The sequence below is a fragment of the Clostridium sp. N3C genome (assembly GCF_900095445.1).
GTDB lineage: Bacteria > Bacillota > Clostridia > Clostridiales > Clostridiaceae > Clostridium_AU.
In genome coordinates this window covers 64,694-91,409 of the sequence record NZ_FMJL01000008.1, presented here as the reverse complement: position 1 = coordinate 91,409, position 26,716 = coordinate 64,694, and the positions used below count along the sequence as shown (strand labels likewise).

Sequence of the window (26,716 nt, the reverse complement as noted above, 5' to 3'; positions counted from 1 at the left end):
AATACTACTTAAAATTGCTAAATCCATAGTTTAAAAGCTTTATAGCATCAGTATAATGACTATTAGTTGAGGAATGTAAAGCAACTATCAGCCTTTTACCATTTCTTTTTGCGCTAACTACATAAGAAAACTTAGATTGTATAGTATATCCTGTTTTACCTCCTTCAATACCATCAAAATAGTACTTTCCACCCTTCCATACCATTTTATTTTGATTACATATAGGATGCTTTGCTCCAGAGCAATTTTTAGGAGTAATGTAATAGGCTCTGTTATCTGTGGCTATTTGTAAATATTCTTTATACTTTACAAGTTCTCTCATTATTAAAGCTAAGTCCTTTACAGTGGATTTCTGATTAGGATGATATAAACCACTTGGATTGACAAAACTGGTATTAGTCAAACCTAGTTCCTTAGCCCTCTTATTCATCATCTTTGCAAAATTTTCAACGGAACCTGCCATATGTTCTGCCAATGCATTGGCACAGTCATTACCAGAAACAAATAAAAGCCCATACAGCATATCTTTTACCGTAACTAGTTCCTTTTCCTTTATTCCTGCCTTACTTCCATCCACCAGTGGAGGATTCTTACCTATTGCTACCAAATCATCAAGTTTACATTTCTCTATAGCTAAAAGAGCTGTCATAAGCTTTGTAGTTGATGCAGGAGGAAAAGTTCCATTAATGTTTTTTGAATATAATATTTTTCCTGTATTCCCATCCATAATAATTGCATTTTGAGACACTATTGCCGGTGGTTTTCCATTAGCAAAGACTTTAACATCATTACTAAAGAAGGTAACTAGTATAAGGAAAAAGAACATCATATTATATTTTTTATTCATTTCCTCACCCTTCCATAAAGCAATAAATTTATTGTAGTATTATTATGTGACTTTTAATGCATAATAAACCACCAGTGTGAAAATTTAGCTTCATTGAAAGTTATCTATTATACAACTCTTCAATAACTACTAAGATATTTGCTAACTAATGGTGTTTTTCCATAATAAAAAAACATGTAGTAGTACACTACACGTTCCCTTAAACACTTTACTTATATTATATTTTGATCTCCTCAACTTTAACTTCTGAAAGTAAATTTTCCACCTGATCCTTCTTACATAAGTCCACAGAAAAGGCTGTAGCACTGCCTGCAGCTACACCATATCTAAAGGACTCTAATAAGTCTCTACTATGGACATATTTACTCAAAAAGCCTGCTATTAAAGAATCTCCTGCTCCAACAGTATTTACAGCTTTACCTAAGGGCGCATAAGCATAATATTGAATTTCCTTATTTAGAAAAACTGCTCCTTCTTTTCCTAAGGAAATAATGACATTTTCAGCTCCCAAAGTTAATAGCCTCTTACCGTAAAACACCACTTCTTCTATAGTATTAATTTTCACCTTAAATAAATCTTCTAATTCTTCCTTATTAGGCTTAATCATAAAAGGTTTATGGGGTAGAGTTTCTAAAAGTGCCTGTCCAACCGCATCTACAATAAAAGACTTTTTGCTTAATGTATTTTTCATTATTTGAGCATATACATTTTGAGATAGACTCCTTTGTACATTACCGGCTAAAACTACAAAGGCATCTTCTGGCAAAGCATTGATCTTCTCAATCAGCTCTAATAAATCTTTATCCTTGATTTCTGGCCCTCCAGCATTTATTTCCGTTTCTTCCTTAGACTTAATTTTTACATTAATCCTTGTATCACCATCAACAGCTATAAAATCTGTTTCAACCCCTTCTTTTTCTAAAAAATCAACTACATATTTACCTGTAAATCCTCCTATGAATCCTAGAGCCTTTGTTTTTACAGCAAGATTATTCAAAACTCTAGATACATTTATACCCTTTCCCCCTGGGAACTTAAAATCTTCCATTACTTTATTTAATGCTCCAACTTTAAAAGTATCTAATTGAATAATATAATCAATGGATGGATTACAAGTAACTGTATATATCACTAAAATCACAACCTTTTCTTTGGATTATGGATACTAACCACATTTCTCCATTGCATATCTAATCTTTTCTAAAAACCTATCCTCTACAAAAGAGTCTATTTCACCAATAATATGTAAATTTGCAGCAGGTAGAAAACCTCCTGCCATTGTTTTATGTCCGCCCCCATTTCCAACTTCTATTAAGACATCATGTATTATCTTTCCAGCATCTAAATTATCTAATTCACTTCTAACAGAAAACTTTATACCGGATTCTCTAGTGGAATAAACTACTGCAAAGTCAACTTCTTTTACAGATATTATGAAGTCAGATATAGTACCTAATAGGGAATCTGGACAATCTACATCCACATTAGCAAAACCTACATTATCATAAATCTTTATATTTTTTATTGCATTACCAAAAGCTTTTAGTTCTTTAAATTGCAAAGAATTAGTTTGAATTTTATTAATATTTTCTACATCCGATAACTTATAAAGCATATAAAACATATCCAAATCTAAAGGATTTGCTCCCCTAGTTAGGTCTAAAGTGTCCATTTTAATACCATATAATAAAGCTGTGGCAACCGGTTCAGGAATTGGAATTTTATTCTCCACAAAATAACTTGCAATAATAGATGAACATGAACCTATTTCTGGCCTAATGTCTTCAAAGTAATAATCAACCTTTTGAAAGATAGGATGATGATCTATAACTGCAATTTCATTACCTATAAAATCTTCAACATTTGAATTCCCCTTTTGTGAATCAACCAATATTATAAAATCTTCTTCCTTCATATAATGAATATCTACTATATTCTTAGGCTTGATTCCAAGTAATTCAATCATCTTTTTTGTATTGTATTTCTCGATTTCACCTTTATAGCATATTTCTGATTCTATACCTCTTTGTAATAAAAGATACTGTAAAGCAAAAGCACTAGCTACCGCATCAGGGTCTGGGGAATTATGCATTTGAATAAATAGTTTTTTATGCTCTCCTATAGCTTTTATTAATAAATCTAATTTGGTCATTTTTATAATCCTTTCATTATATATACATATGTACCAATTAGATTTTATCATATATTGTTTTAATATAAAATATTCCTTTTAAACAAATTATTTAAGTCTTTTATAGGGACTAAGAACAGTAATTAATAGTTGGTACTATTCAGTAGTCCCTACATAGTCTTAAGTAATATTTATAGTGAAAAGTATACATAAAACTTGCTATAGGAAATTTATCGTTTTCCTACGTCGTAAGGTTCACCTGCAGCTTTAGGCCCAACAGCATTCTTAGAAAACAACACTAAGGCAATTATGGTTATTACATAAGGGAAAGTAGTTAAAAATATTGATGGCAGCTGATTCAAACCAGAAAATAAGGGAGCTATATCGGATACCGTTTTAGCAAGACCAAAAAAAGCTGATGCTCCTAGCACACTCCATGGTTTCCATTTACCAAAAATTAAGGCAGCCAAGGCTAAGAAACCTAGTCCAGTGAAAATTAAAGTAGAAAATTCCTTAACCAAAGTATTAAGCAGTAATCCACCGCCTAAGCCTGACAATATACCAGATATAATTACTCCTATATACCTCATTTTCACTACGCTTATTCCCACAGAATCCACTGCTTGAGGGTTTTCGCCACAGGCCCTTAATCTCAGACCAAAAGGTCTATAGTACAAAACATACCAGCTTATAATCACAATAATTATGGATATAAAAGTGGTAGTATAGGTGTTATGAAAAAATAAGCTACCTATAATAGGTATCTTGGAGAGAATTGGTACATCCCATAATTCTAACCCTTTCACCGGTATTATTCCACTGCCCTTATTTATACTTCTTGCTAAAAAGATAGTAAGGGCAGGAACTAATATGTTTATGGCAGTACCGCTTACTACCTGATCTGCTTTCATGCTGATACTTGCAAAGGCATGCAAAAGAGAGCACAAACCACCGGCTACCGCTGCGGCTATCAAGGACACATATACCGTTGAAGCTCCTAATATACTTTCATACTCAAAAATAACAAAGGCTGATGCAAAGGCACCAATACCTAACAAACCTTCTAGAGCAATGTTTATAACTCCACTTCGTTCACTAAAAAGGCCACCTAAAGCTATTAAAAATAGTGGTACGGTATATGTAATAGCTAAAGGAACTATAATCTCTAAAGCATTCAACCCTTGTCACCTTCTTTCTTTATAAAAATATTCCTAATACGCTGTAGCCAATTTTCAAACATTAAACTGGTAGCAGCAAAGTAAACTATTATGGCTACTATAATTGGCACAAGCTCATTAGGCACCTTAGTGGCTGCATTCATATATAGTCCACCTGCATTCATTAGACCGAAAAAAAAGGCTGATAATAATACACCAAAGGGATTATTTAAGCCTAATAAGGACACTGCTATTCCATCATATCCAGCCTGAGGCAAGGAACCTACTTTGATGTTATTTGTATATCCCAAATAATATACTGCACCAGCAAGCCCTGCTATTGCTCCAGAAATCATCATAGATAATATCATATTTTTATTTACTTTTATACCTGCATACTTTGAAGCATGTATATTGTAACCTACTGCTTTTAACTCATAGCCGAAAGTAGTTTTATCTAGTATCCACCAAACTATTAAGGCTGTTGCAATAGCTAAAAACAATCCCAAGTTAACATTTGATCCATGAAAAAACTCCGTTAAGGCGTCCACTCTTAAAGAGGCAGAAGGATTTATAATGGCAGATTCTGTCTCAAAATTACCCTTTAAAAAGCTTTGAACAAAATAATAAACAGACCAAAGAGAAATATAATTCATCATTATTGCAGTTACCACTTCATTAATTCCAAATTTGGCCTTAAGAATTCCTGGTAAGAGCGCCCATAAAGCCCCTCCTAAAATAGCAGCCAATACCGCTAAAGGTGCATGTATAAAGAAAGGTAATGAAAACTTTACTCCAACAAATACTCCAAAAAAGCCACCCATTAACATTTGCCCTGGTACTCCAATATTGAAAAGTCCTGTTTTAAAAGCAAAGGCTATAGCAAGACCTGTCAATATTAAAGTGGTGGTATTCAAAAGAGTGTCTCCTAATCTCTTGTTAAATATAATATCTCCTAAGGTGGCATTTGATGGTACTTGTATTATAATTCCTGCTCCTTTTAAAAGTCCCTCATAAGCTTCTACTGGATCATACCCAGTAATAATCATTACAAGAGCCCCTGTTACTATACCTAGTATAACTGCAAGTAAAGAAACTAAAAATTTATTTTTACCCATTCTAGCCTTTTCCTCCTCCTGCCATCATTAAACCAAGTTCCTTCTCGTTTGTCTTGTCTGCATCTACCACTCCTACTATTCTTCCCTCATACATTACTGCAATCCTATCAGAAAGATTTAATATTTCATCTAAATCTAAAGAAAACAAGAGTATGGTTTTTCCCTTATCTCTTTCTTCTATTAGTCTTTTATGAATATATTCTATGGCACCTACATCTAGTCCCCTGGTAGGTTGGGCTACTATTAAAACCTGTGGTGATCTATCTATTTCTCTTGCTATAATAGCCTTTTGTTGATTACCTCCGGACATACTTCTCACAATGGTAGAAGGTCCATGAGCAGACCTAACATCAAATTGCTCTATAAGACTTCTTGCATAGGAACGAATTTGATCTCTTTTAAGTACTCCCGCCTTCGAAAAAGGTGGTCTGTAATAACTTTGCAAGATCATATTATCTTCTAAAGTAAATTCTAATATTAATCCATATTTGTGTCTGTCTTCAGGAATATGACCAAGGCCTGATTCATTTCTTTGTCTTATTTGCATAGTAGATATATCTAAATTGTTGATAAATATTCTTCCGGATTGAGATTTTCTCAATCCGGTAATAGCTTCTATAAGTTCTGTTTGACCATTTCCATCTACTCCAGCTACCCCCAGAATTTCACCTGCTTTGGCAGATAGTTCAACCTCCTTCACTGCTTGAACTCCTCTACTACCAATAACATTTAAATTCTCGATTCTAAACATTACTGCTCCTGGCTTTGCTGGCGCTTTTTCAACTTTAAAATTTACTTTCCTGCCCACCATTAATTCAGCCATTTTCTCTTCAGTAGTATCCTTAACGTCAATGGTTGCTATAGACTTACCCTTTCTTATTACAGTACACCTATCTGCCACTGCTTTAATTTCCTTAAGTTTATGGGTGATGAGAATTATAGTCTTCCCTTCCTTTGCCATATTTTTCATAACACCCATCAACTCTTCAATTTCTTGAGGGGTTAATACAGCGGTAGGCTCATCAAATATAAGTATTTCTGAATCTCTATACAACATTTTTAATATTTCTACCCTTTGCTGCATTCCTACTGATATATCTTCGATGAGCACATCAGGATCTACCGCTAATTTATATTTGCTGGATAATTCTTTTATACGATTCCTTGCATAATCTATATCAATCTTTAGACCCTTAAGCTTCTCATTACCTAATATTATATTTTCCGTTACAGTAAAGTTATGAACCAATTTAAAGTGTTGATGTACCATTCCTATACCTAAATCATTGGCTACATTAGGATTTGGTATTTTTACTTCCTTGCCCTTAACCCTTATTATACCTCTATCTGGTTTATATAAACCAAATAACACAGACATAAGTGTAGATTTCCCTGCACCATTTTCTCCTAAAAGGGCATGAATTTCACCCTGTCTCACTTGAAGAGTTATATCATCGTTGGCTACTATTCCATGAAATTCTTTTCTTATGTTTAACATTTCTATAATATACTCCATGTCTTGCCCTCCATGGTTTTTATCTTATTTTAGAAAATCATCTACTTCCTTCTGTGTTTGAGGTACTATGATCTTTCCTTCTTTTATTTCCTGTGTAACGGAATCAATTTTAGATAGTACATCATCAGATAGGTTTGGATTTTCCTCTGGTATACCAACTCCATTTTCCTTTATGGTAAGAGTAATAACTTCTCCTCCTGGGAATTTATCATTTAGTTTAGCATCTATATAATTATAAGCTGCTACATCTACCTTTTTAATAGCAGAAGTAAGCGTAACAGAAGTCTTTCCATCCTTTAATAACCCCTGTTCATATTGGTCTGAATCAACACCTATTACCCAAACCTTTTCTCCTTTTTCTGCCCTTGCCTTTGCTTCATTGAAAACACCATTTCCAACACCACCGGCGGCATGGAAAATTATATCTATCCCTTTACCATACATACCTGCTGCCAAGGTCTGTCCTGCCGGTATATTGTCAAAGGAACCCTGAAATTGAGCATCGGTTATAGTTGCTTTTGCTCCAAGCTTTTGATTAGCATAATTCACTCCTGCTTGATATCCATAATAAAATTTCTCTACTGGTGGTATTTTCATACCTCCTATAAAACCTAGCTTACCAGTTTTAGTGGATAAAGCTGCTGCAATACCTACTAAAAATCCAGCTTCATGTTCATTAAAGTAAACACAAACCACATTATCATGTTTTACAAACTGATTGTCTCCCCCATGGGTTTGCCCATCTAATAAGATAAATGAAACATCCTTATGTGTATCTGCTGCTTTATTCACAGCGGTTTCAAACTTATAACCGGGGGTAACAATTATCTTATTCCCTGTCTCTACCAAAGTATCAATAGCATTTATGTAGTCTGTCTCTTGAACATCATTAGGCTTGAGATACTGCGCTTCTATAGTACCCTTCTCTTTTTCGTATCTCTGTATTCCTTCCCAGCTCCCTTGATTAAAAGACTTATCGTCTATGGTTCCTGAATCTGTAACCATACCTACCTTTACTTTTTCTACACTTTCTGTTCCTTTATTGACCTTATCTCCAGTATCACCACCTTTTTGAACACAAGAGGTACATAATGAAGCTATAAGTATTGAAGATACTAGTGCTGATAAAATCTTTTTTGCCATATTTATTCCTCCTTGTTTTTTACCATGCTTATCCATAATCCATTTCTATATGCATAGTATGTGTATAAGTATTTCTTTTTATTTAAATTATTTTACATAAAAAAAGACACCTCACAGGAGCTGTGAGATATCTATCCATTGACAAATTTATAACTAATACACATGAAAACCTACTTGAGCTGCGGCGTATTTTATAGGATTAGCCTTAGTTTGATAGAAGGTTTGTACATCATTAATCCATAAAGGTACTGTATGATAATGACGCTTGTTAGCTTCTAAGATCCATATATTATATTCTTCGTCTACTACCACATCAAGGCCAAGATCTCCATAGTTTTCCTTTGGAGACTCCAGTGCCTCACAAATAGTTTTGCATGCACCTACAATTTCTCTTTTAAGTTTAAAAATCTGCTCCTGAGTAAAATTAAATCGTTCATAAAAGACATCTTCAAAATAAGCAGTGATTCCCCAGTTGCTACAAATATCTCCTCTTGAACCTATTAAGGCTATAATACCAGTACATTGCCAATCTAAAGTTTCGTTCTTTTGCATTATCACTCTGAAATCCAAATGTCTTCCCTTGACCCTTAATGGATTAATGGCCTGCTGAACAATATACTTATAGTTCTTAACTACTTCTTCTTTTATATATGCTGCTGCATCTTCCGATGAATAAAAAGTAATAATATCTTCTCCCTGCTTTGGTTTAATTCCATATCCTTCTTCTAATTTAATAACCTTATATAATCCTCTTGATAAGGTTCCATTTAAAGGTTTCATATAAGCTGCTCCATACTTTTCCACTAATTCTTCCACGTCTTTAAAGTTTGAGTATAATTTAGTTTCTGGTAAATATACTACTGCTTCTTTATTTTTACTTAATTTATTCCAAAATTCCCACTTATTGAAGAAATGAGAGTTAAAGATATGATTATTAGTTTCTTCTTTTAATTTATCCATTATATCATTTGATAACATTGTTCTGGAAAATATAGATTCAGGTATAGGGAAGGTGCCTGATACCCAAGGTAATCCTCTTCCAGTAAAATTATTATCATAATAGTATCCCTGAACAGTGTTATTTTCAAAATCTATACAATCAGTGGAAAAGGCCACTAATAGACCACCAACTTCAGGATATATCAAAGTATAGCTCATTAATTTAGCCAAGGTACCCTTACTCATTCTAGATTTAGTACTTGTCATTAATAACCCAATAACTGGTCCTATTCTAATGCAGTCTTTTTCAACTAATATTTGATAGTCTATCCCCTCTGGAATCATTAACTGATCCAAAACATTGCCTGACAGTAGTATTTGATTATTTTCTAGTTTTTGGCTTTTGATTAATTCTATCTTTGCAACTTTCCCTGCGGCTTTTATATTAAAGGAACTTTTTTTAAAAAACTTAGTTCCTTTCATAAAGTTTTCTGGTACTATCAATTGATCTTTACTATTTTTATCCCTAGTTATATTATAAAGCATCCTTATCTTCCTCCTTACTACCAAATCCCGCTAGTGCTTTTGCGTATCTGAGGGGCCCTGATAGTATATTGTAATAGGATTGTATATCACTAGCTCTTAATGCTATACCTGGATGAGGACGTCTATTATTTACTTCTATAAGCCATATATCCTTATTATTGTCCACTCCTAAATCCAAACCTAAAGTTCCAAAGTTGAAACCATATTTGTCTAAAGCCTCGCATACCTTCATGCACAAGGATATTAATTTTTCTTTCAATATAAAAGCTTCTGTGTGGCAAGTAGCTAAGCCTGCCGCTTTAATAAAATCCATTGCAGGCATAGCAGCCCCTCCACTAGATATATTACTTACAACGCTCTCTTTAGCTCCTACTCTCGTTATTATACTGTTACACTGCCACTTTCTAGTTTCATTCTTTTGCATTACACATCTAAAATCAACTTGGCCACCATCATAATTAATAAGATTAATACCCTGCTGAATAATAAATTCACCTGGCTTCATCAAATCATCAATACTTTTATCTAAATCTTCCCCTTCTTCCAACAGGATATCTTCATTAAGTTCCTCTTTTCTATATCTGAAACGGATTTTTTCTCCCTCTTTATTAATCTTAATTACACCAAAACCCTTCATACCACCTATAGGTTTTGCATAGATACTTTCATATTTCTCTAACATTTGAAATATATCTTCTTTATTTTCATATATTTTGGTATAAGGAATATGCTTTGCTATTTCTCCTTCATTAGAAAACCACTCATACATTTCCCATTTATCAAAAGAATAATTATTAAAGGTGCTATCACCAATAAAAGTTAAAAAGTGATTTTCCCATTGCTTACTAAGTCTTGATCTTCTATAAATAGATAGCGGATAGGGGAAAATCCCTTTTTCCCAAATTTCCTTTTTAGGATTATAACAATATCCTTCTATAGTGTTGTTTTCCTTATTCACCTTGTCCAATGAAAAAGTTATTATAGCACCGTTAATTCTTCCATAATCTATAGCATTTAGTGATATTTCTTTAAGCATTCTTTTAGAAAGATCCTTATTCTTTTGACAAGCTAAAATGCCAATACAAGGCCCAAGCATAATTTCTGTATTTTTAACCTTTACCTCATAAACTGGATAGGTTGGTATATGCAATTTTTTTACTAGTTTTTCACTTAAAACTATCTCTCCATATGCTAATTCTTCTGAAATTAATATATCTGCAAAAAGCCTTTTTACTCCAAAACTCACAAATCCTCGTTTCCTTTTTGCTATATTTAGTTTTTCTGCCAGCTCTTTATTTATAGTAATATTAGCTTTAGAATCTGGCTGTACATTTATCTTAACCCTATCATACATCTTATTCACCTCACCTATGAATAGTCTTAAAACCAGCCAAATGTGCTGCGTACAACATTGGTGTATATCTTATACCTAGATAGGTATCATAGTCCATATTTTTAAAACCCTTAAAACTTGGAAACACATTAGCTTCAATAATCCAGGGCTTACCTTCTACATCTAAAGCAATATCTATTCCAAACTCGGCGAAGTGATGATTTAACCTATCTAGACTTTTACATAAATTAATGCATAAATAATAAATAGCTTCTTTCATTTTTTCTCTTTCTTCTTTTGCTACATCAAAGGATCTTTTTAATGCTTCATCAAGAGTCAAGGCATACCCTCCTCTTGATATATTAGTAATCAAACTCTTCTTTGACGCAACTCTACACTCAATACCGGAACACTGCCACTCTTCTTCTACATTTTTCTGCATTACTACTCTAATATCAAAGGGAGCTCCATCCACTTTAGCCAATTCCAAATATCTTTGTATTAAATAATTATCAAATAAATCTTTATTAGCTATAAAGAAATCCTTTAGCTTTTCACTATTTTCTATAAATAACTCATCTACTTGCCTACTTCTATAATCAGTGATCTTATAACCATCTTCTCTTTTAGTTATAATGCATATTCCTCTCCCTCTTGATAGATAAATAGGTTTTAATATAACATTGCCCACTTTATCTATAAACCTCTTTACCTGCCTATAATCCTCAGTAACTTCTGTTTCCGGAAGATATTCCAGCAAATTTTTATTCTTTTTTATATGCTTATATAGATAAAACTTGCCGAAACGCCAAGAATTAAACATCTTTCCTCCGGTAGCTTCCATAAGTTTTTTGACCGTTTCCTTTCTTGAATGAAAATCTCTTCTATATATGGCTGCCGGTATTGGAAAAGTACCATATTCCCACTTTTTATTTTTCCAATTATAATAAAGGCCATATATTCTAGAGTTCTTCCAATCAATAGTTCTTTCTGAAAAAGCGTATACTAACCCTCCTATTTCCTTGTATATACCAAATCTATCAGAATACTTTTTCATGTGTTCAGGGCTATACATATAATCATGTGGACCTAACAAAAGTCCTATAACTGGTCCTATAACTATTTTTCTACCTTCAAATTTAATTTGATAGACTACTTCAGGTTGTATCATTAATTGATTAACTAATTTACTGGATATAATAATTTTCATAGGGTTATCATAATTATCTCCACCTATGAAATCCAATTCACTAGAACACTTAATAAACGCATTACAGGAATTTTTACCGAATATTACTTTTCCTTCATGATTTATATTTATATCCATCTCTTGTGGCAAAACTATAACTTCTTTATTACCGGGAGCTACTTCCATACTTATCCACATATCCTATTCCTCCTCTTAGGTAGCCCTATAATAGCGAGAAAGTGAAATAATATTCTTATAGAATTTTTTAGATATATCATCCCTTAATAGCACTTTAAAGAAATACTGATCTAATCCACCTAAATGAAGGAAATATGCTTTACCTTCTTGGCTGAATATCATATCTATAAAACAATGTCCTATAGATGGTAAAAAATTATTAATTTCATTAATTAAATCCTTTGCAGCATTTTCTGCATGTTTTAGATTTATATTATCTGGTACCTTCATATTTGGATCAGGGTATAGAATCCTTTTTAAAAAATCCCATCTATTGTAGTTGCTCTTTTGCATATAAATTCTACAAACTAGTGGATGATTATGGTGCAATACAATATCTGGGATTTCTATAAATAACCATTTTCTTTGACAAAGAGATGCATCAATATAATCGGTGATATGCCCTTTCTTAAAATATTGGCTTCCTCTAACTATATCAGACTCTGGATCAGGATCCGGCTCAGCATAAATAACTCTCGATAAACTAGCTCCTCTAGAAGGCATAGTTATATACTTTTTCTCTTCCTCCGGCCTATAGTCTCTTTTTGCCTTATCATAAATAAAGTAAGGCAATAGATAGCTCTTTACTTTATCATTGGAAGAAATCATATCCATAATCATCCATTGATCAAATTTATTTATATAATTTATAAGAGTAACTCCTTCCATTTCCTCTAATGCCTTCCGTACTTTTATACCTGAAGATTCCCTCTGCAAACTAAAGTTAAAAATTATACTAGGCAGTGGTACTTGTACAGTATGCAATTTATCTTGAGATATTAATGTGCCGGCAACCTCCATTTTTTGTAGATTTATATTTAAAGTTGTAAAAACAACTATATCTTCGTCATAGGAACTTTTATAATTTTTAAAAAGAGAATGCAAAATCTTTGAATATTCTTCCTCCATATCGTTAGAACTTAATATGCCAATCACCATTATCCCTCCTCAATTTAGAGTATGAAAAGTTGTCTATTTTTGTGCTAAGCATATAATGAAGCTACTAAAGCAAAAATTAATTACACATTATATGATGAAATAATTCTTTTACAGCATTATCTTTATATGTTAAAATGGGATATAAGGGTTAATATTCACAAGTTAGGAGTGCTAGTTTGAAAAATTTGCATCAATCTTGTAAGGAGAGCCATAGAAAGATTCCTATTTTAGATAAGTTTACCTATGGTATAGGAAACTTTAGTTCAGGTACTTCTATGCAAGTTATTTCTGTTTTTCTCGTCTTTTATTGCACAAATATACTTAATATATCAGGAAGTTTGGTTGGCATAGCTACTAGTGTAGGTATTATATGGGACTCTATTACAGATCCTCTCATGGGATATATATCTGATTGTACTAGATCAAAAAGACTGGGTAGGAGACATATATATTTACTGATTGGTAGCATTGGTTTATCTTTATCTAATTTTTTGCTCTGGAGTATATCTCCCCATTGGTCTTATAAGGTAAAAATCTTAACCTTATTCTTTTGTCTTTTTGCCATTAAGACATTTTCTACCATATACATTACTCCTTATACAGCTTTAGGGGCTGAATTAACTACCAATTATAATGAAAGAACCTCTATACAGAGTATAAAAACTGTCTTTTTCCTTGCAGGTTTGTCTTTTGCTTCTGTAGCAGTATTGGCATTATTCTTTAAACCTACAGTGGAATATCCAATGGGACAAGACAATCCTAATTCTTATCCTGTAATGGGCTTATATACATCATTAATAATATTACTTTTGGCACTAGTTTGTTTCTTTTTTACTAAGAAGTATATTCCTATATTAAATGAACACATAGAAGAAAGACCGGATAAAATTAAAGTATCCTCGATGTTAAAATCTTTTTTAGAAGTGTTAAAGAATAAAAACTTTAGAGCAGTAGCCTTTCCCTATATGTACAGCAACTTAGTAACAGCTCTACTCACTGGTTTAGGTATGACTGTTTTCACCCATGTATTTTTATTAACCAGTGGTGAAATATCTATTATACTTGCTGTGTTACTAGGTTTTAGTGTGATATCACAACCTTTTTGGACAATTACCTCAAAAAGACTAGATAAAAAACCTGCTTTAAAACAATCCTTAGTAATTTGCATAATAGCCTGTTGCCTCTTCATTATTTTAGTTATCTTAAAGAATTATATTAAAGGTAATTTCTTAGTATTTCTACCTTTCGCAGCAATGGCAGGTTTTGGTATAGGAGGCTTAATGTCCTTACCCTTGTCTATGATTGCAGACATTATAGATACAGATGAGCTTGAAACTGGTGTTAGAGCTGAAGGTACCTATTACGGTTGTTTAACTTTACTTTATAAAGTTGGACAAAGTGTAGCAATATTGTTGGTTGGTTTTTTATTGGATATACTATTGGTTACTAATTTCAGCTCACATACTGATGAGTATATAATGGGATTTGTTTTAAGTATAAGTTCTATTATTTTCTTCATACTGGCAATTAATAGTCTGAAAAAGTATGGCTTAAATAAGGAAAAAATTGCAAAAGTTCAAAAGGAAATTGCTAAGAAAGGACTTAATCAAAACATAAATAAAAAGGACTCCACTATGTAAAATAGGAGTCCTTTTTGCTATATAAATTATTGTTCTTAATGATTTTCATTTATATTTTAGCTATTATAATACAAACTTTCTGAAGGATACTCTGGGTCGCTAGTAATATCTATTCCGAGAGACTTGATGGTCTGTTCCTCATTTCTGCTTAATATGGTAGTGGAATGAGCTTGGCAACCTTTAAGCTTTACTAATTGTTCTAAAGCAACCTGTGCTGTTGGGTTAGTAGCTGCACTAATACTTAAAGCAATTAAAATTTCCTCGCAGTTTAAAGGTGCATTTTTAATTCCTAAAGTCTTAGTTTTTAAATTAATTATAGGTTCCAATACTACTGGAGATAACAAATAAATGTTATCAGAAATATTAGCACAGTATTTTATAGCATTAAGAATTACTGCTGATGCCGCAGACATAACATCTGATGCCTTACCAGTAATAATTGTACCATCTTCTAACTCCAAAGCTACTGCTGAACACACTTCATTTTTATTTCCTTCTTTCTTCAGAGTAGCGGCTCTCTCTCTAGCTGGCATAACTACTTTTCGGTCTTCCTCTTTCAGATTCAAGCTCTCCATAATAATTTTTGATCTTTGGAATACTTCCTCATCTATATAACCCTTTTTATATTCGCAAGCTGTTGTATAGTATCTTCTAATTATCTCCTGACGTGAAGCTTCCTTAACCACCTCATCATCAATTATACCAAAACCTACTCTATTAACTCCCATATCCGTAGGAGATTTATAAACGGATTCTTTTCCAGTAATCTTTTCAATAATTCTCTTTATTACAGGGAACATTTCTATATCTCTATTGTAATTTACCGCCACTTCATTATAGGCATCAAAATGAAAGGAGTCAATCATATTTACATCCTTAAGGTCTACCGTTGCAGCCTCATAAGCTATATTTAAAGGATGTTTTAATGGAACATTCCATACAGGAAAGGTTTCAAATTTAGAATAGCCTACAGCCTTGCCACGCTTATTTTCATGGTAAAGCTGATTTAAGCAAGTTGCTAACTTACCACTTCCAGGTCCCGGTGCAGTTACTACTACAATTGGTTTTGTAGTTTCAATATAAGGATTACTACCATAACCTTCATCACTTACTATAGCATCTACATCCGTAGGGTAGCCTTTAATACTCTTATGAGTATATACCTTTATGCCTCTTCTAAGAAGCTTATTCATAAAAACGGTAGCAGCAGGCTGATTATCATATCTTGTAATTACCACACTATTTACATCTAAATCGTAACTTCTTAAGTCATCGATTAATCTCATTACATCCATATCATAAGTAATTCCAAAATCCCCACGAATTTTATTTCTTTCTATATCTCCTGCATATACACAAACAATTATTTCTACTTTCTCTTTCAACTTAGATAGCAACTCTATTTTTGCATTTTCATAATACCCAGGTAAAACTCTTTTTGCATGATAATCACCTAAAAGCTTTCCACCAAACTCCAAGTATAATTTATCATAATTATTTACTCTTTCTAGAATATACTTTGATTGCTCTTCTATGTATTTTTTATGATCAAATCCTATCCGCATCCGGAAACCTCCTTCACCAGTGAATCTAATTTATTTCTTCTGCCATATTTTTATTTATATCAACAATATTTAATTATTGCACATTTCTATATTAAAGTAAACAACATAATTTGGATTCTAAAATGAATTTTATGTCGATATACACCTTTAAATCTTGCTTATAATAAATTAATTGACAACGGACATGAAATTTTAATGTCTATTGTCAACTAATATGTCTATTTATATTTCCATAATTATAGGGATAATAGTAGGTCTTCTTTTTGTTTTTTCATACAATAATTTTTCAACAGATTTCTTAACATTATTTTTTAATATACTCCACTCTAAAAGCTGTTCACTTAAGCATTTTTCCAATTGAGCTTTAGCTATTTCCTTTGCTTGACTAATTAAATCTTCTGATTCTTTAGCATATACAAAACCTCTAGTTATTATATCTGGACCAGCTATAATACTGCAGGATTCCCTTTCTATTGTAACTACAATAGTAAACATACCTTCTTGAGCTAAGCTCTTTCTATCCCTAAGCACGATATTTCCTACATCTCCAACACCAATACCATCTACTAAAACTATGCCTGAAGGAACTCTTCCTGCTTTCATAGCACCTTTCTCAGAAATCTCTAACACATCCCCAGTTTCTATAATAAATATATTTGATTTATCCATTCCAAGACTTTGTGCCAATTCTGCATGTCTTTTTAAGTGTCTGTACTCTCCATGTACCGGTAAAAAATACTTAGGATGAGCCAAAGTGTGTATTAATTTTAATTCTTCCTGATAAGCATGACCGGATACATGAACTTCCTCTATATCATCATATACTACATCGGCACCCTTTCTAAAGAGTTCATTTATAACCTTTGAAATGAACTTTTCATTACCTGGTATTGGTGATGCTGAAACAATGTATAAATCCTTTTCTTCAACTTTCAGTTTTCTATGGTTACCAAAGGCTATTCTTGCTAAAGAAGCTAAAGGTTCACCTTGGCTACCTGTAGTTATGATGGTGACCTTTTCCTTAGAATAATTATTTATTTCATCTGCAGTTATAACTGTAGTTTCAGGAATATATAAATAACCCAATTCTCTGGCTACCTTAGATACATTTTCCATACTCCTACCTACAAAGGCAACCTTTCTACCATATCTTATAGAAGCATCTACAATTTGCTGCATTCGGTGTATGTTTGAAGCAAAAGTAGCCACAATAATTCTTCCTTCTGCTCTAGCAAAGACTTTTTGAAAGGTATCTCCTATGCTTCGCTCAGAAATACTGTGACCTCTTCTTTCCACATTGGTACTGTCCGCCATTAATAATAAAATACCCTTTCTTCCTAAAGCGGAAATCCTTTCTAAATTCATAACCTTTCCATCAATAGGGGTATAGTCTATTTTAAAGTCCCCAGTATGCATTATTATTCCTAAAGGAGTATGAATGGCTAAAGAACAGGAATCTGCTATGCTATGAGTATTCCTTATAAATTCTACATAGATATTTGATAACTTTACCACTTCACCGGCTTCAACACTTATTAACTTACAATCATAAAGCATATTATGTTCTTCTAACTTTGTTTTAACAATTCCTAAGGTCAATTTAGTTCCATAAACCGGTACATTTAATTGCTTTAAAATATAAGGTAAGGAACCTATATGATCTTCATGGGCATGAGTTAAAAATATGCCCTTTACTTTTTCCTTATTTTCTAGTAAAAATGTTATATCTGGAATTACCAAGTCCACACCATACATCTCTTCATCAGGAAAAGCTACACCACAATCGATTACCATTATTTCATCCTTATACATAATAGCTGTAATATTCTTTCCTATTTCCCCTAGTCCACCTAAAGGTATTATTTTTATACTTTGCCCTTCCATTTTCTATCCCCTCGGCCTTTCTATAATAATTTAATTTATATTTATTTTCCCTATAAAAAAGATTATTAATTCTATATATTATATTTTTATATAAAAAATAATAAGCCTGAAATAATCCAGGCTTATTATATGACATGGAGGGATATATAGTTATTTTCTCTTTTTACGTGTTTGAATATCGAAGGCTACTGCTACTACTAGTACCAAACCCTTAATTATATATTGATAGTGTATACCAACTCCCATTAGGTTCATACCATTTGTCATAGATGCTATAACCAAGGCGCCAATTATGGATCCAGTGATTTTTCCAACTCCTCCAGCGGCAGATACTCCACCTACATAGGCTGCTGCAATAGCATCCATTTCAAAACCAGTACCAGCAACAGTAGTAGCAGATTGCAAACGAGCGGTGTAAAGGATTCCAGCAAGAGCAGCTAACATACCCATAGACGCAAATACTATATAGGTTATCTTGTTTACATTAATACCACTAAGTTTAGCAGCTTCAATGTTACCACCTACTGCATATATATGTCTTCCCAACTGAGTTTTATTAGTAATAAAATGATATATGGCAACTACAATAGCAACTACAACTGTTGTCCAAGAAAGTCCATTATAGTTAGCTAAGATCCATGTTAAGTATGCAATGATAATTGAAATAAATGTTACTTTAAGTATAAACATTTTCATAGATACTACTTTGAAATTGTACTTAATATTATTTTTTCTTGTCTTAAATTGGCTCCAAATATAGAATAGTATAGCTAAACCACCAATTATAAGAGTTAAAATATGAATGTCACTACCCTTTACTATATCAGGTATAAAGCCATTTCCTATAGCATTAAATGTCTTATTAGGAATTATTATAGTACCTGTTCCTTCAGTAATTAGTAGTAGGGCTCCTCTAAATATCATCATACCAGCAAGAGTAACTACAAAGGCCGGTATTTTAACCTTACCTACTAATATTCCGTTGCATAATCCAATAATTATTCCTAAAATCAAAACTAATGGAACTACTACAAATACAGGTAAATTATATTGAGTTAAGAGTATTGCTGCCACAGCTCCTAAAAATCCAGCGGCATATCCTACAGATAAATCTATATTACAGATTATTAATACTAAAGTCATACCTACGGTCAGTACTGCTATATAACCATTTTGGTTAATTAAGTTACTAATATTTCTAGATGAAGTAAATAGTCCACCGGTAGTTATTGAAAATATGATCATTATAAATACTAAGGCAATATACATTCCATATTCACGTATATTTTGTTTTATTAATTGTTTAGCTTCTTTAAGTAACTCCATCTTAAATCTCCCCTATCTATATATATCTTAAAGATTAGCTTTTTTTATTTATTGGTTATTAATTTGTTGCCAACTCCATTATGTTCTCTTGAGTTGCCTCCTCTTGTGATAGTTCTCCAACCAACTTTCCGTCTGCCATTACATATATTCTATCGCTCATTCCAAGTACTTCTGGTAATTCTGAAGATATCATGATTATGCTCATTCCCTGGGCTACAAGTTTATTCATTAAGGTATATATTTCAAACTTAGCACCTACATCAATACCTCTAGTAGGTTCATCTAATATTAGAAGATTAGGCTTTGCAAACATCCATTTTGCTAAAGATACCTTCTGCTGATTTCCACCACTTAAATTTCCTACTTTCTGTTCTATGCTAGGTGCCTTAATATTCAAGGACTTCTTGTAATCGTTCGCTATATTTATTTCTTCATGACTATTAATAACTCCGTTTTTTGAAATGGCTTTTAAATTAGCCAAGCTTATATTAGACTTTATATCATCTATTAATATAAGGCCATTTCCCTTTCTATCTTCTGTTACATAGGCTATACCAGCTTCTATAGCATCTTTTACACTTTTTAAATTTACTTTTTTCCCTTCCACATACAGATCACCTTCAACTTTATAATCCTTAGAATTTCCAAAGATACTTAATGCAAGTTCTGTACGTCCAGCTCCCATCAAACCAGCTATGCCTACTATTTCACCTTTTCTTACTTTAAAATTAACATTTTTAAGGACTTGTCTACCCAAATTGTAATCATAGGCACTCCAATTAACTGCTTCGAAAAATACTTCACCAAATTTTTTATTAGGTCTCTTAGGATATATATCTTCTATTTCTCTACCAACCATATGCTTAATTATAGTGCTTTCCGAAATAGTTCCTTCCTTAGCATCCATAGCGCTAATAAATTTACCATCTCTTAATACTGTTATTGAATCAGCCACCGCTGTAACTTCCTTCAACTTGTGAGATATTAATATAGAAGTTACCCCTTCTTTTTTAAGCTCTGTTATTAATTTTAGTAAATTTTCACTTTCTATTTCATTTAAAGCTGCTGTAGGTTCATCCAGTATTAGTAACTTAACATTTTTACTTAATGCCTTAGCTATTTCAACAAGTTGTTGTTTTCCTACCCCTAAATCTTTAACCTTAATGGATGGATTTATATCAAGGCCTACTCTTTTCAGCATTTTTTCCGCTTGAACTATAGTCTCATTCCAATCTATTGTTTTGCCCTTCTTTATTTCATGGCCTAAGTATATATTTTCATATATAGTCATTTCAGGAACTAAAGCTAACTCCTGATATATTATTGCTATTCCAACTTTTTCGCTATCGCTAATACGCGAAAACTTTTGTATTTCACCGTCATAAATTATATCCCCGGAATATTCTCCATAAGGATATACTCCACTTAATATTTTCATTAATGTTGATTTTCCAGAACCATTTTCCCCTATGAGACAATGGATTTCTCCTCTTTTTACCTTAAGATTTACTGAATCTAAAGCCTTTACTCCTGGGAAGGTTTTTGTAATATTTCTCATTTCTAAAATGTATTCATTCATCTTGAATCTCTCCTTAATAGGAAATTCTTTAATTACTAAAATAAGTTGATAAATCTATAAAAACCTTTACACTATATAGTAAACTTTATTTATCACCGAATAGTGATAGGTTAAACTATCACTATTCAGCAGTAAAATTACACCCTTATTGTAAACCTTTGAAATCTGATGCTGAATAATATCCAGAATCAATTAAAGCAGATTTAACGTTTTCTTTATCTACAACTTGAATTTCTGTTTGCTTAGCTTTAACATCTATTTTTTCATTATTATAAGTTCCAGTAGTTTCTGGAGTCTTTCCTTCTAATACTGCCTTTGCCATATCTATGGCATCCTTCACTAAATTTCTAACATCTTTAAACACTGTCATTGATTGCTTTCCATCAATTATATACTGTATTGAAGCCTTCTCTGCATCTTGTCCGGTAATTACATAACTTTTAACTGCAGTATCTGCTGCAAAGGTATCTGCTATTGAACGAGCTGTTCCATCATTAGGAGCTAAAATAAATACATTACCTTTATCCGCTGCTGAAGCTGCTGTTAAATGAGCTTCTGCCTTATTCTTAGCTTCATTAAAGTCCCAGTTTGTAGTTACTTGTCCAAGTATTTTCCCTAACTCCTCACGAGTAAGTGTTGCTTTATCTTGTAAAGCTATTGCTTCACTAGAATTTTTTATTACAAAAGTACCATCCTTAATTTTAGGTTGTAATACATTCCATGCACCTTCAAAGAATAAGAATGCATTGTTATCTGAAGAAGCACCAGCATACAAATATAAAGGATTATTCTTTGTGTCACCAGCTTTATCCACTAGATATTGAGCTTGAGCCTCTCCAACAGCAATACTATCAAAGGTTACATAGTAATCTACTGCATCAGTACCAGTAATTAATCTGTCGTAAGCGATTACTGTAATCCCCTCTTTTTTAGCTGCTTCTACTGCTGCAGCTGCTGCTGTACCGTCCTGAGGACAAATGATTAATACTTTTATACCTTTAGCAATTAGAGCTTCTACATTTTCTTTTTCTCTAGCTGAATTACCTTGGCTAAATAATATTTCTACTGAATACCCTGCTTGTTCTACTGCTTCCTTAAATCTAGTCTCATCTTGTACCCATCGAGGTTCATCCTTAGTAGGAAGAACTACCCCAATGTCCACCTGTCCTGTTTTTTTGCATCCTGCGAAAAACATTGTGCCAAAAACTATTATAGTCAAAGTTAGTATTGATAATATTTTTTTCATTTTGTTTCCCTCCTTTATTATGGTTTAATTATCCCATGCTGAAAACGTTTTGTCTCTGTATACGTTTACCTAACTACCGTAACTTTTTAACTATTTACTTTTATCACAATCAACAATAGTATTTTTTTACGATAAAAAAATACAGACTGCCTTAAAACTATACAGTCTGTAACTATTATTTATATTATTTATATTATTTATTCCTTATAAACCTCTTCTCTTAAATGAAAGCCATCCCTAATTATAGTGTCCTCCATATTGCTTTTATCCACAGCAATTGGAGTTAAGATATAATAGGGTACAGTATATTTACCATTAAAAATACTTTCATCAAGATTAATAGACTCTTTTTTACCTAATTTCAAAGCCATTTCAATTGCTGATTCTGCTAGTTTTTCTATAGGTTTATATATGGTAGCATACTGACTCCCCTCTACAATTCTTTGACAAGCTCTAAGATCTGCATCCTGTCCAACTACCTTTACCTTATTGGTTAATCTATGTTCAGATAAAGCCTCTATAACCCCTTGTGCCAAACTATCATTGCCAGCTATGACCCCATCTATATTAATACCTTTCTGCAATTTAGTATCTACTATATTAAAGGCAGTTTCCTTTAACCAGTTGGCAGACCATTCCTCCGATACAATATTTATTTCTCCGCTGGATAAGAAAGGCTCTAACACTTTATCATATCCTTCCTTAATCATCTTTGTATTATTATCATTTTCTGCCCCATTAATTATTAGTAGATTCTTTGGTTTTTCTGACTTAAGTAATGCATTGGCCATTAATTCCCCAATCTTAAAATTATCAAAGGAAATGTATAGATCTATAGGAGCATTTAAAACCAACCTATCATAGGAAATAACAGGCACCCCTTGTTCCTTTGCCATTTCCACCGCATTAGCAGACTTAATGTTATCATTAGGTACAAATATTAATACATCGATTTTCTGATCCAGCAAATATTTCACTTGCTTTAATTGGTCCTGATCATCATTGTTGGCATTTTGTACTATAAGTTCTGCACCCATCTCCTTTGCCTTTGCCATTAAAATATCCCTATCTCTGATCCATCTTTCTTCTTTCAAGGTACCAAGAGAAAATCCAATTTTGATTTTATTCTTTTCTCTTATATTATCTTTATCAACACTAGAAGTTGAAGATTTACCTATATTTTTAAAAATCAAGTACACTAACCCACACAAAATAATAAATAAAACTATAATTATAAAATTTTTAATAGCTTTTTTATTTATCATAATTTTCACCTGCCTTACTTACTAAGGCTCTATATTCACTAGGAGTCTTACCGGTCAGCTTTTTAAAAGCTTTACAATAATAGTTAGGGTCATTATATCCAATTTGCTGACAGATTTCCTTTATACTTAAGTTCCCATTACTTAACAGTTTCATAGATTTCTCCATCCTCAATTCTGTAAGATAATCAATAAAACTCTTGCCTATTTCATCCTTAAAAATCTTGCTCAAGTAATTGTAGCTTAAGTTTACACTGTTTGCCACATCTTTTAATGATATTTCCTTGTTATAATTCTTATTCACATATTCTAATACCATTGGAATAATTCCATCTGTATTACTGGCCTTTTGATTCCGTATATGTAAAGCTATGTCTGAAAGGTACTTTAAAAATTCAATTCTTAGTTCTTCTTTATTATTAGTCTTTAAGATTGTTAGCACATGTGAATCTTTTAGCTCATATATTTCTTCAATATTATATGGTAAATTTTTATCTATAATGAATAGTAAATCTAAAACTTTAGATTTTATTCTATAAATATCATCACCATAAACACTAATGAGCCAAAGATAAATCTCTTCAAATACTTCTTTAGCTTCTGCAATATTTCCTGTTAATATATAATTTGAGAAAATCATATTTTTATGAGTAGAAAAATTATCTATTTTATTATCATTATAAGGAAGAGTGTCAAAACTAATTACTGCTTGTTCCCTTTGTTCAGAGGCAGCAATATAGGCCTCATAGAAGGACCTTTCAAAATTATCAATATCATAATTACCACCAATACCAATGGTATAATTAAGTTCTGTTAAGTGCTCAATCTTTTCATTGAATTTTTCTGCTATTACTTTTGCTTTTTGCTTGAGACTAAAGCCCTTCTCCCAATTAGTAGTAGGTATAAATGCCACAATACGATCCTGCATAGGGCTTCCTATTAAAGAGCTACATAAAGACTTAAGTTTCATGCTAAAAATATCATAAAACCGTTGTTTTTCTATAGTGAGCTTAGTATTTCTTTCCTTTTTTGTACCTTTTTTATCTTTATATAGCAGTATCATCACATATCCTTCTCTTAAATTCATGCCAAAGACATTCTCATAAAATTCTATTTTATAAGGGGTGTCAATGTTAAAAATCTTGTTTGTAATAAATTGAGTTTCTAACATGGGAACCATACTATTCATTCTTTCCTTTAGTTGAATTTCTCTCATTAAGGTATCTCTTTTTTCATCAACAATTTTTCTTAATTGTTCTACTGTTTCAATTACCTTATTCTTACTTATAGGCTTAAGCAAATATTCAGATACCCCTAAACTTAAGGCTTCTTTTGCATAATCAAAAAACTCATAGGCGGTAAGAATAACAAATAAAGTATCTTTATTTATGCTTCTTATTTGCCTTATGGCCTCCATACCATCGATACCGGGCATATGAATATCCATAAATATAATATCCGGTTTAAAACTAATAGCTTTTTCAATAGCTTCTCTTCCATTACTTGCTACGTCAATGAAGTCAACATTTTTAATGTTTTTTGAAATAATCATTTTTAGAGAATCCCTTACCAAATATTCATCGTCCACAATCAATATTTTTAACATTTATCGGTTCCCTTCTTTCAATAACTTTTGGTATTCTTAAAGTTACTTTTGTTCCATATCCTATCTTACTGTCAATAGTTATTAAGTCTTGTTTATTTGATATATTAAATAAAATTTGCAATCTTTCTAAAACGTTTTTTAAACCTATTCCAGTAATATGACCTTTTACCCCTTTATTATCCTGTTTTGAGTTTATAATTGATTGTATGCAGTTTTCATCCATCCCCTTTCCATTATCAATAATTTCTATAATTAAATCCTTAAAACAAGCTCTTATGTTTAACTCAATTACTCCATCCCGCTCTAAATCTTGCAGTCCGTGTATATATGCATTTTCTACAATTGGCTGTATGGTTATTCGAGGTATCTTAACATCTAAAGCTTCTTCATCTATATGGCTAAAGAAAGAAATTCTACTACCAAAACGCTTTTTTAATATATTCATATAATTATTTACATATTCAACCTCATCTCTTAATGGAACAAGCTCCTCTATACTTTTTAGATTGTATCTGAAAAGCTGAGCTATATTTTCAATGAATTCCGAGGACTTATCTGCCCCTTCTATCATGGCAAGTTGTGAGGCAGCATTTAAAGTATTAAATAGAAAATGTGGATTAATTTGAGATTGAAGGAACTTTAATTCCGCTTCCTTTAATAAACTTTGCATCTTTAGATTTTGTACTTCCTGCTCTTTAAGTCTTTTTTCAACCTCTACATGCTCCTTTAATTCATTTATATATTCCTTTATACTTTTAACCATTTTTATAAAGGCACTAGCAAGTATATCTGTTTCATCTCCGGTATGAGTTTGAGTTAATTCAATATTAAAATCTCCTTCAGCAATCTTTTCTGCAGATTGGGACAACTGAGTTATAGGTTTCATTAGCTTATAAGTAGAAACAAGAGCTATGCAAAGGTTTACAAGAATAGAAGCAATAATTATGACTACATTAACATAACTTATAATATTCATCCTTTGATTTATACTTTTATACCTTTCAGAACCTATCTTCAGCTTACTTTCTAAAAGCATATTGTCATATAACTTAATGTGATTGCTTATTTCTTGTGTTCTTTGAAAGTGAGCAATATATTTACTGCTAATTCTTCCCCCTTTTGCTTTTATAGCCTTATCGCTCTCTAACATAAGCTCTTCCAACATAAATTTTATATCCTTAAGAAGTAATTTATCATAATCATATTCAATAGTTGTTGAAATTTGAGCTGTTTCTTCCTTTAATTTATTATAGTAATTGTAATAATTAAGCAAATTATCTGATGAAGCTGTAGTAAGATATTGTTCAAGCTCTGTGGTCATAAGATTAAGGTTAGTTTTTAAATCATTTAGAAAAATATAATCTTCAGTAATTTCATTAGAATTCTTTAATATTGATCTTCCATTATAGTAAGAGAAAATACTGGTGAAACTCAACAATACTATGGTCATAAGAAAATATATTATAAGTTTTTTTCGCATGCCATAAAATTTAAAAATATTATGTTTCATAAG

20 protein-coding genes are annotated in these 26,716 nt (G+C 32.0%); 1 reads left to right on the top strand and 19 read right to left on the bottom strand.

The annotated features are described in order from the left end of the window. Window positions 1-4 precede the first annotated feature (4 nt). The 11 genes from N3C_RS04585 to N3C_RS04535 form a co-directional block, all read right to left on the bottom strand. Window positions 5-847 carry a D-alanyl-D-alanine carboxypeptidase family protein gene (locus N3C_RS04585; RefSeq protein WP_074364886.1) on the bottom strand — a complete coding sequence of 281 codons (843 nt, stop codon included), beginning with the start codon at window positions 845-847 and terminating at the stop codon, window positions 5-7. Window positions 848-1,064: 217 nt separating this feature from the next. Further along, entirely contained in the window at window positions 1,065-1,979 is a 915-nt protein-coding gene (gene pfkB, locus N3C_RS04580; RefSeq protein WP_074364885.1) for a 1-phosphofructokinase, read from the bottom strand. Between the two features lie 33 nt (window positions 1,980-2,012). Further along, entirely contained in the window at window positions 2,013-2,999 is a 987-nt protein-coding gene (locus tag N3C_RS04575; protein ID WP_074364884.1) for a DHH family phosphoesterase, read from the bottom strand. Between the two features lie 209 nt (window positions 3,000-3,208). Then, entirely contained in the window at window positions 3,209-4,156 is a 948-nt protein-coding gene (locus tag N3C_RS04570) for an ABC transporter permease (protein ID WP_074364883.1), read from the bottom strand. After that, window positions 4,153-5,253, bottom strand: coding sequence for an ABC transporter permease (locus N3C_RS04565; protein ID WP_074364882.1), 1,101 nt, complete (start codon window positions 5,251-5,253; stop codon window positions 4,153-4,155). Before N3C_RS04565 ends, N3C_RS04570 begins: the two co-directional genes overlap by 4 nt. A 1-nt stretch (window position 5,254) precedes the next feature. Continuing rightward, window positions 5,255-6,769, bottom strand: coding sequence for an ABC transporter ATP-binding protein (locus tag N3C_RS04560; RefSeq protein WP_074364881.1), 1,515 nt, complete (start codon window positions 6,767-6,769; stop codon window positions 5,255-5,257). A gap of 24 nt (window positions 6,770-6,793) precedes the next feature. Continuing rightward, window positions 6,794-7,912, bottom strand: a complete 1,119-nt coding sequence (locus tag N3C_RS04555) for a BMP family lipoprotein (RefSeq protein ID WP_074364880.1) — start codon at window positions 7,910-7,912, stop codon at window positions 6,794-6,796. A gap of 153 nt (window positions 7,913-8,065) precedes the next feature. Next, on the bottom strand, window positions 8,066-9,397 hold the full coding sequence (locus N3C_RS04550; protein WP_074364879.1) for a YheC/YheD family endospore coat-associated protein: 1,332 nt from the start codon (window positions 9,395-9,397) through the stop codon (window positions 8,066-8,068). Then, window positions 9,387-10,751: a YheC/YheD family endospore coat-associated protein gene (locus N3C_RS04545; RefSeq protein WP_074364878.1), complete on the bottom strand. Its 1,365-nt coding sequence runs from the start codon at window positions 10,749-10,751 to the stop codon at window positions 9,387-9,389. The genes N3C_RS04550 and N3C_RS04545 overlap by 11 nt, the downstream gene beginning before the upstream one ends. A gap of 10 nt (window positions 10,752-10,761) precedes the next feature. Beyond that, window positions 10,762-12,117 (bottom strand): YheC/YheD family endospore coat-associated protein, encoded by a 1,356-nt coding sequence (locus tag N3C_RS04540; protein WP_074364877.1) that lies wholly within the window; start codon window positions 12,115-12,117, stop codon window positions 10,762-10,764. Window positions 12,118-12,132: 15 nt separating this feature from the next. Continuing rightward, window positions 12,133-13,092: a hypothetical protein gene (locus N3C_RS04535; RefSeq protein WP_143312597.1), complete on the bottom strand. Its 960-nt coding sequence runs from the start codon at window positions 13,090-13,092 to the stop codon at window positions 12,133-12,135. A gap of 179 nt (window positions 13,093-13,271) precedes the next feature. Here N3C_RS04535 and N3C_RS04530 point away from each other — a divergent pair, with 179 nt between their 5' ends. After that, window positions 13,272-14,735, top strand: a complete 1,464-nt coding sequence (locus tag N3C_RS04530) for an MFS transporter (RefSeq protein ID WP_074364875.1) — start codon at window positions 13,272-13,274, stop codon at window positions 14,733-14,735. A gap of 56 nt (window positions 14,736-14,791) precedes the next feature. Here N3C_RS04530 and N3C_RS04525 read toward each other — a convergent pair whose 3' ends face one another. The 8 genes from N3C_RS04525 to N3C_RS04490 all read right to left on the bottom strand — a co-directional run bounded on the left by N3C_RS04525 (window position 14,792) and on the right by N3C_RS04490 (window position 26,713). Next, window positions 14,792-16,300 carry a DUF1846 domain-containing protein gene (locus N3C_RS04525; protein WP_074364874.1) on the bottom strand — a complete coding sequence of 503 codons (1,509 nt, stop codon included), beginning with the start codon at window positions 16,298-16,300 and terminating at the stop codon, window positions 14,792-14,794. Window positions 16,301-16,522: 222 nt separating this feature from the next. Further along, entirely contained in the window at window positions 16,523-18,184 is a 1,662-nt protein-coding gene (locus N3C_RS04520; protein ID WP_074364873.1) for a ribonuclease J, read from the bottom strand. Between the two features lie 150 nt (window positions 18,185-18,334). Continuing rightward, window positions 18,335-19,510, bottom strand: a complete 1,176-nt coding sequence (locus N3C_RS04515) for a sugar ABC transporter permease (RefSeq protein ID WP_074364872.1) — start codon at window positions 19,508-19,510, stop codon at window positions 18,335-18,337. 58 nt (window positions 19,511-19,568) lie between these two features. Then, entirely contained in the window at window positions 19,569-21,089 is a 1,521-nt protein-coding gene (locus N3C_RS04510; RefSeq protein ID WP_074364871.1) for an ATP-binding cassette domain-containing protein, read from the bottom strand. Between the two features lie 145 nt (window positions 21,090-21,234). Then, complete coding sequence (locus N3C_RS04505; RefSeq protein ID WP_074364870.1) at window positions 21,235-22,335, bottom strand: sugar ABC transporter substrate-binding protein; 1,101 nt, start codon at window positions 22,333-22,335, stop codon at window positions 21,235-21,237. A 197-nt stretch (window positions 22,336-22,532) separates the two neighbouring features. After that, window positions 22,533-23,600, bottom strand: a complete 1,068-nt coding sequence (locus tag N3C_RS04500) for a sugar ABC transporter substrate-binding protein (protein WP_074364869.1) — start codon at window positions 23,598-23,600, stop codon at window positions 22,533-22,535. Further along, complete coding sequence (locus tag N3C_RS04495) at window positions 23,590-25,203, bottom strand: response regulator (protein WP_074364868.1); 1,614 nt, start codon at window positions 25,201-25,203, stop codon at window positions 23,590-23,592. Before N3C_RS04495 ends, N3C_RS04500 begins: the two co-directional genes overlap by 11 nt. Further along, window positions 25,175-26,713 carry a sensor histidine kinase gene (locus N3C_RS04490; RefSeq protein ID WP_074364867.1) on the bottom strand — a complete coding sequence of 513 codons (1,539 nt, stop codon included), beginning with the start codon at window positions 26,711-26,713 and terminating at the stop codon, window positions 25,175-25,177. Before N3C_RS04490 ends, N3C_RS04495 begins: the two co-directional genes overlap by 29 nt. Window positions 26,714-26,716 lie beyond the last annotated feature (3 nt).

Bases quoted from the DNA above. Each gene is read 5' to 3' on its own strand.
- N3C_RS04585 (WP_074364886.1), bottom strand. From the start codon at position 847: ATGAATAAAAAATATAATATGATGTTCTTTTTCCTTATACTAGTTACC.
- N3C_RS04575 (WP_074364884.1), bottom strand. From the start codon at position 2,999: ATGACCAAATTAGATTTATTAATAAAAGCTATAGGAGAGCATAAAAAA.
- N3C_RS04565 (WP_074364882.1), bottom strand. From the start codon at position 5,253: ATGGGTAAAAATAAATTTTTAGTTTCTTTACTTGCAGTTATACTAGGT.
- N3C_RS04560 (WP_074364881.1), bottom strand. From the start codon at position 6,769: ATGGAGTATATTATAGAAATGTTAAACATAAGAAAAGAATTTCATGGA.
- N3C_RS04555 (WP_074364880.1), bottom strand. From the start codon at position 7,912: ATGGCAAAAAAGATTTTATCAGCACTAGTATCTTCAATACTTATAGCT.
- N3C_RS04550 (WP_074364879.1), bottom strand. From the start codon at position 9,397: ATGCTTTATAATATAACTAGGGATAAAAATAGTAAAGATCAATTGATA.
- N3C_RS04545 (WP_074364878.1), bottom strand. From the start codon at position 10,751: ATGTATGATAGGGTTAAGATAAATGTACAGCCAGATTCTAAAGCTAAT.
- N3C_RS04540 (WP_074364877.1), bottom strand. From the start codon at position 12,117: ATGTGGATAAGTATGGAAGTAGCTCCCGGTAATAAAGAAGTTATAGTT.
- N3C_RS04525 (WP_074364874.1), bottom strand. From the start codon at position 16,300: ATGCGGATAGGATTTGATCATAAAAAATACATAGAAGAGCAATCAAAG.
- N3C_RS04520 (WP_074364873.1), bottom strand. From the start codon at position 18,184: ATGGAAGGGCAAAGTATAAAAATAATACCTTTAGGTGGACTAGGGGAA.
- N3C_RS04515 (WP_074364872.1), bottom strand. From the start codon at position 19,510: ATGGAGTTACTTAAAGAAGCTAAACAATTAATAAAACAAAATATACGT.
- N3C_RS04510 (WP_074364871.1), bottom strand. From the start codon at position 21,089: ATGAATGAATACATTTTAGAAATGAGAAATATTACAAAAACCTTCCCA.
- N3C_RS04505 (WP_074364870.1), bottom strand. From the start codon at position 22,335: ATGAAAAAAATATTATCAATACTAACTTTGACTATAATAGTTTTTGGC.
- N3C_RS04500 (WP_074364869.1), bottom strand. From the start codon at position 23,600: ATGATAAATAAAAAAGCTATTAAAAATTTTATAATTATAGTTTTATTT.
- N3C_RS04495 (WP_074364868.1), bottom strand. From the start codon at position 25,203: ATGTTAAAAATATTGATTGTGGACGATGAATATTTGGTAAGGGATTCT.
- N3C_RS04490 (WP_074364867.1), bottom strand. From the start codon at position 26,713: ATGAAACATAATATTTTTAAATTTTATGGCATGCGAAAAAAACTTATA.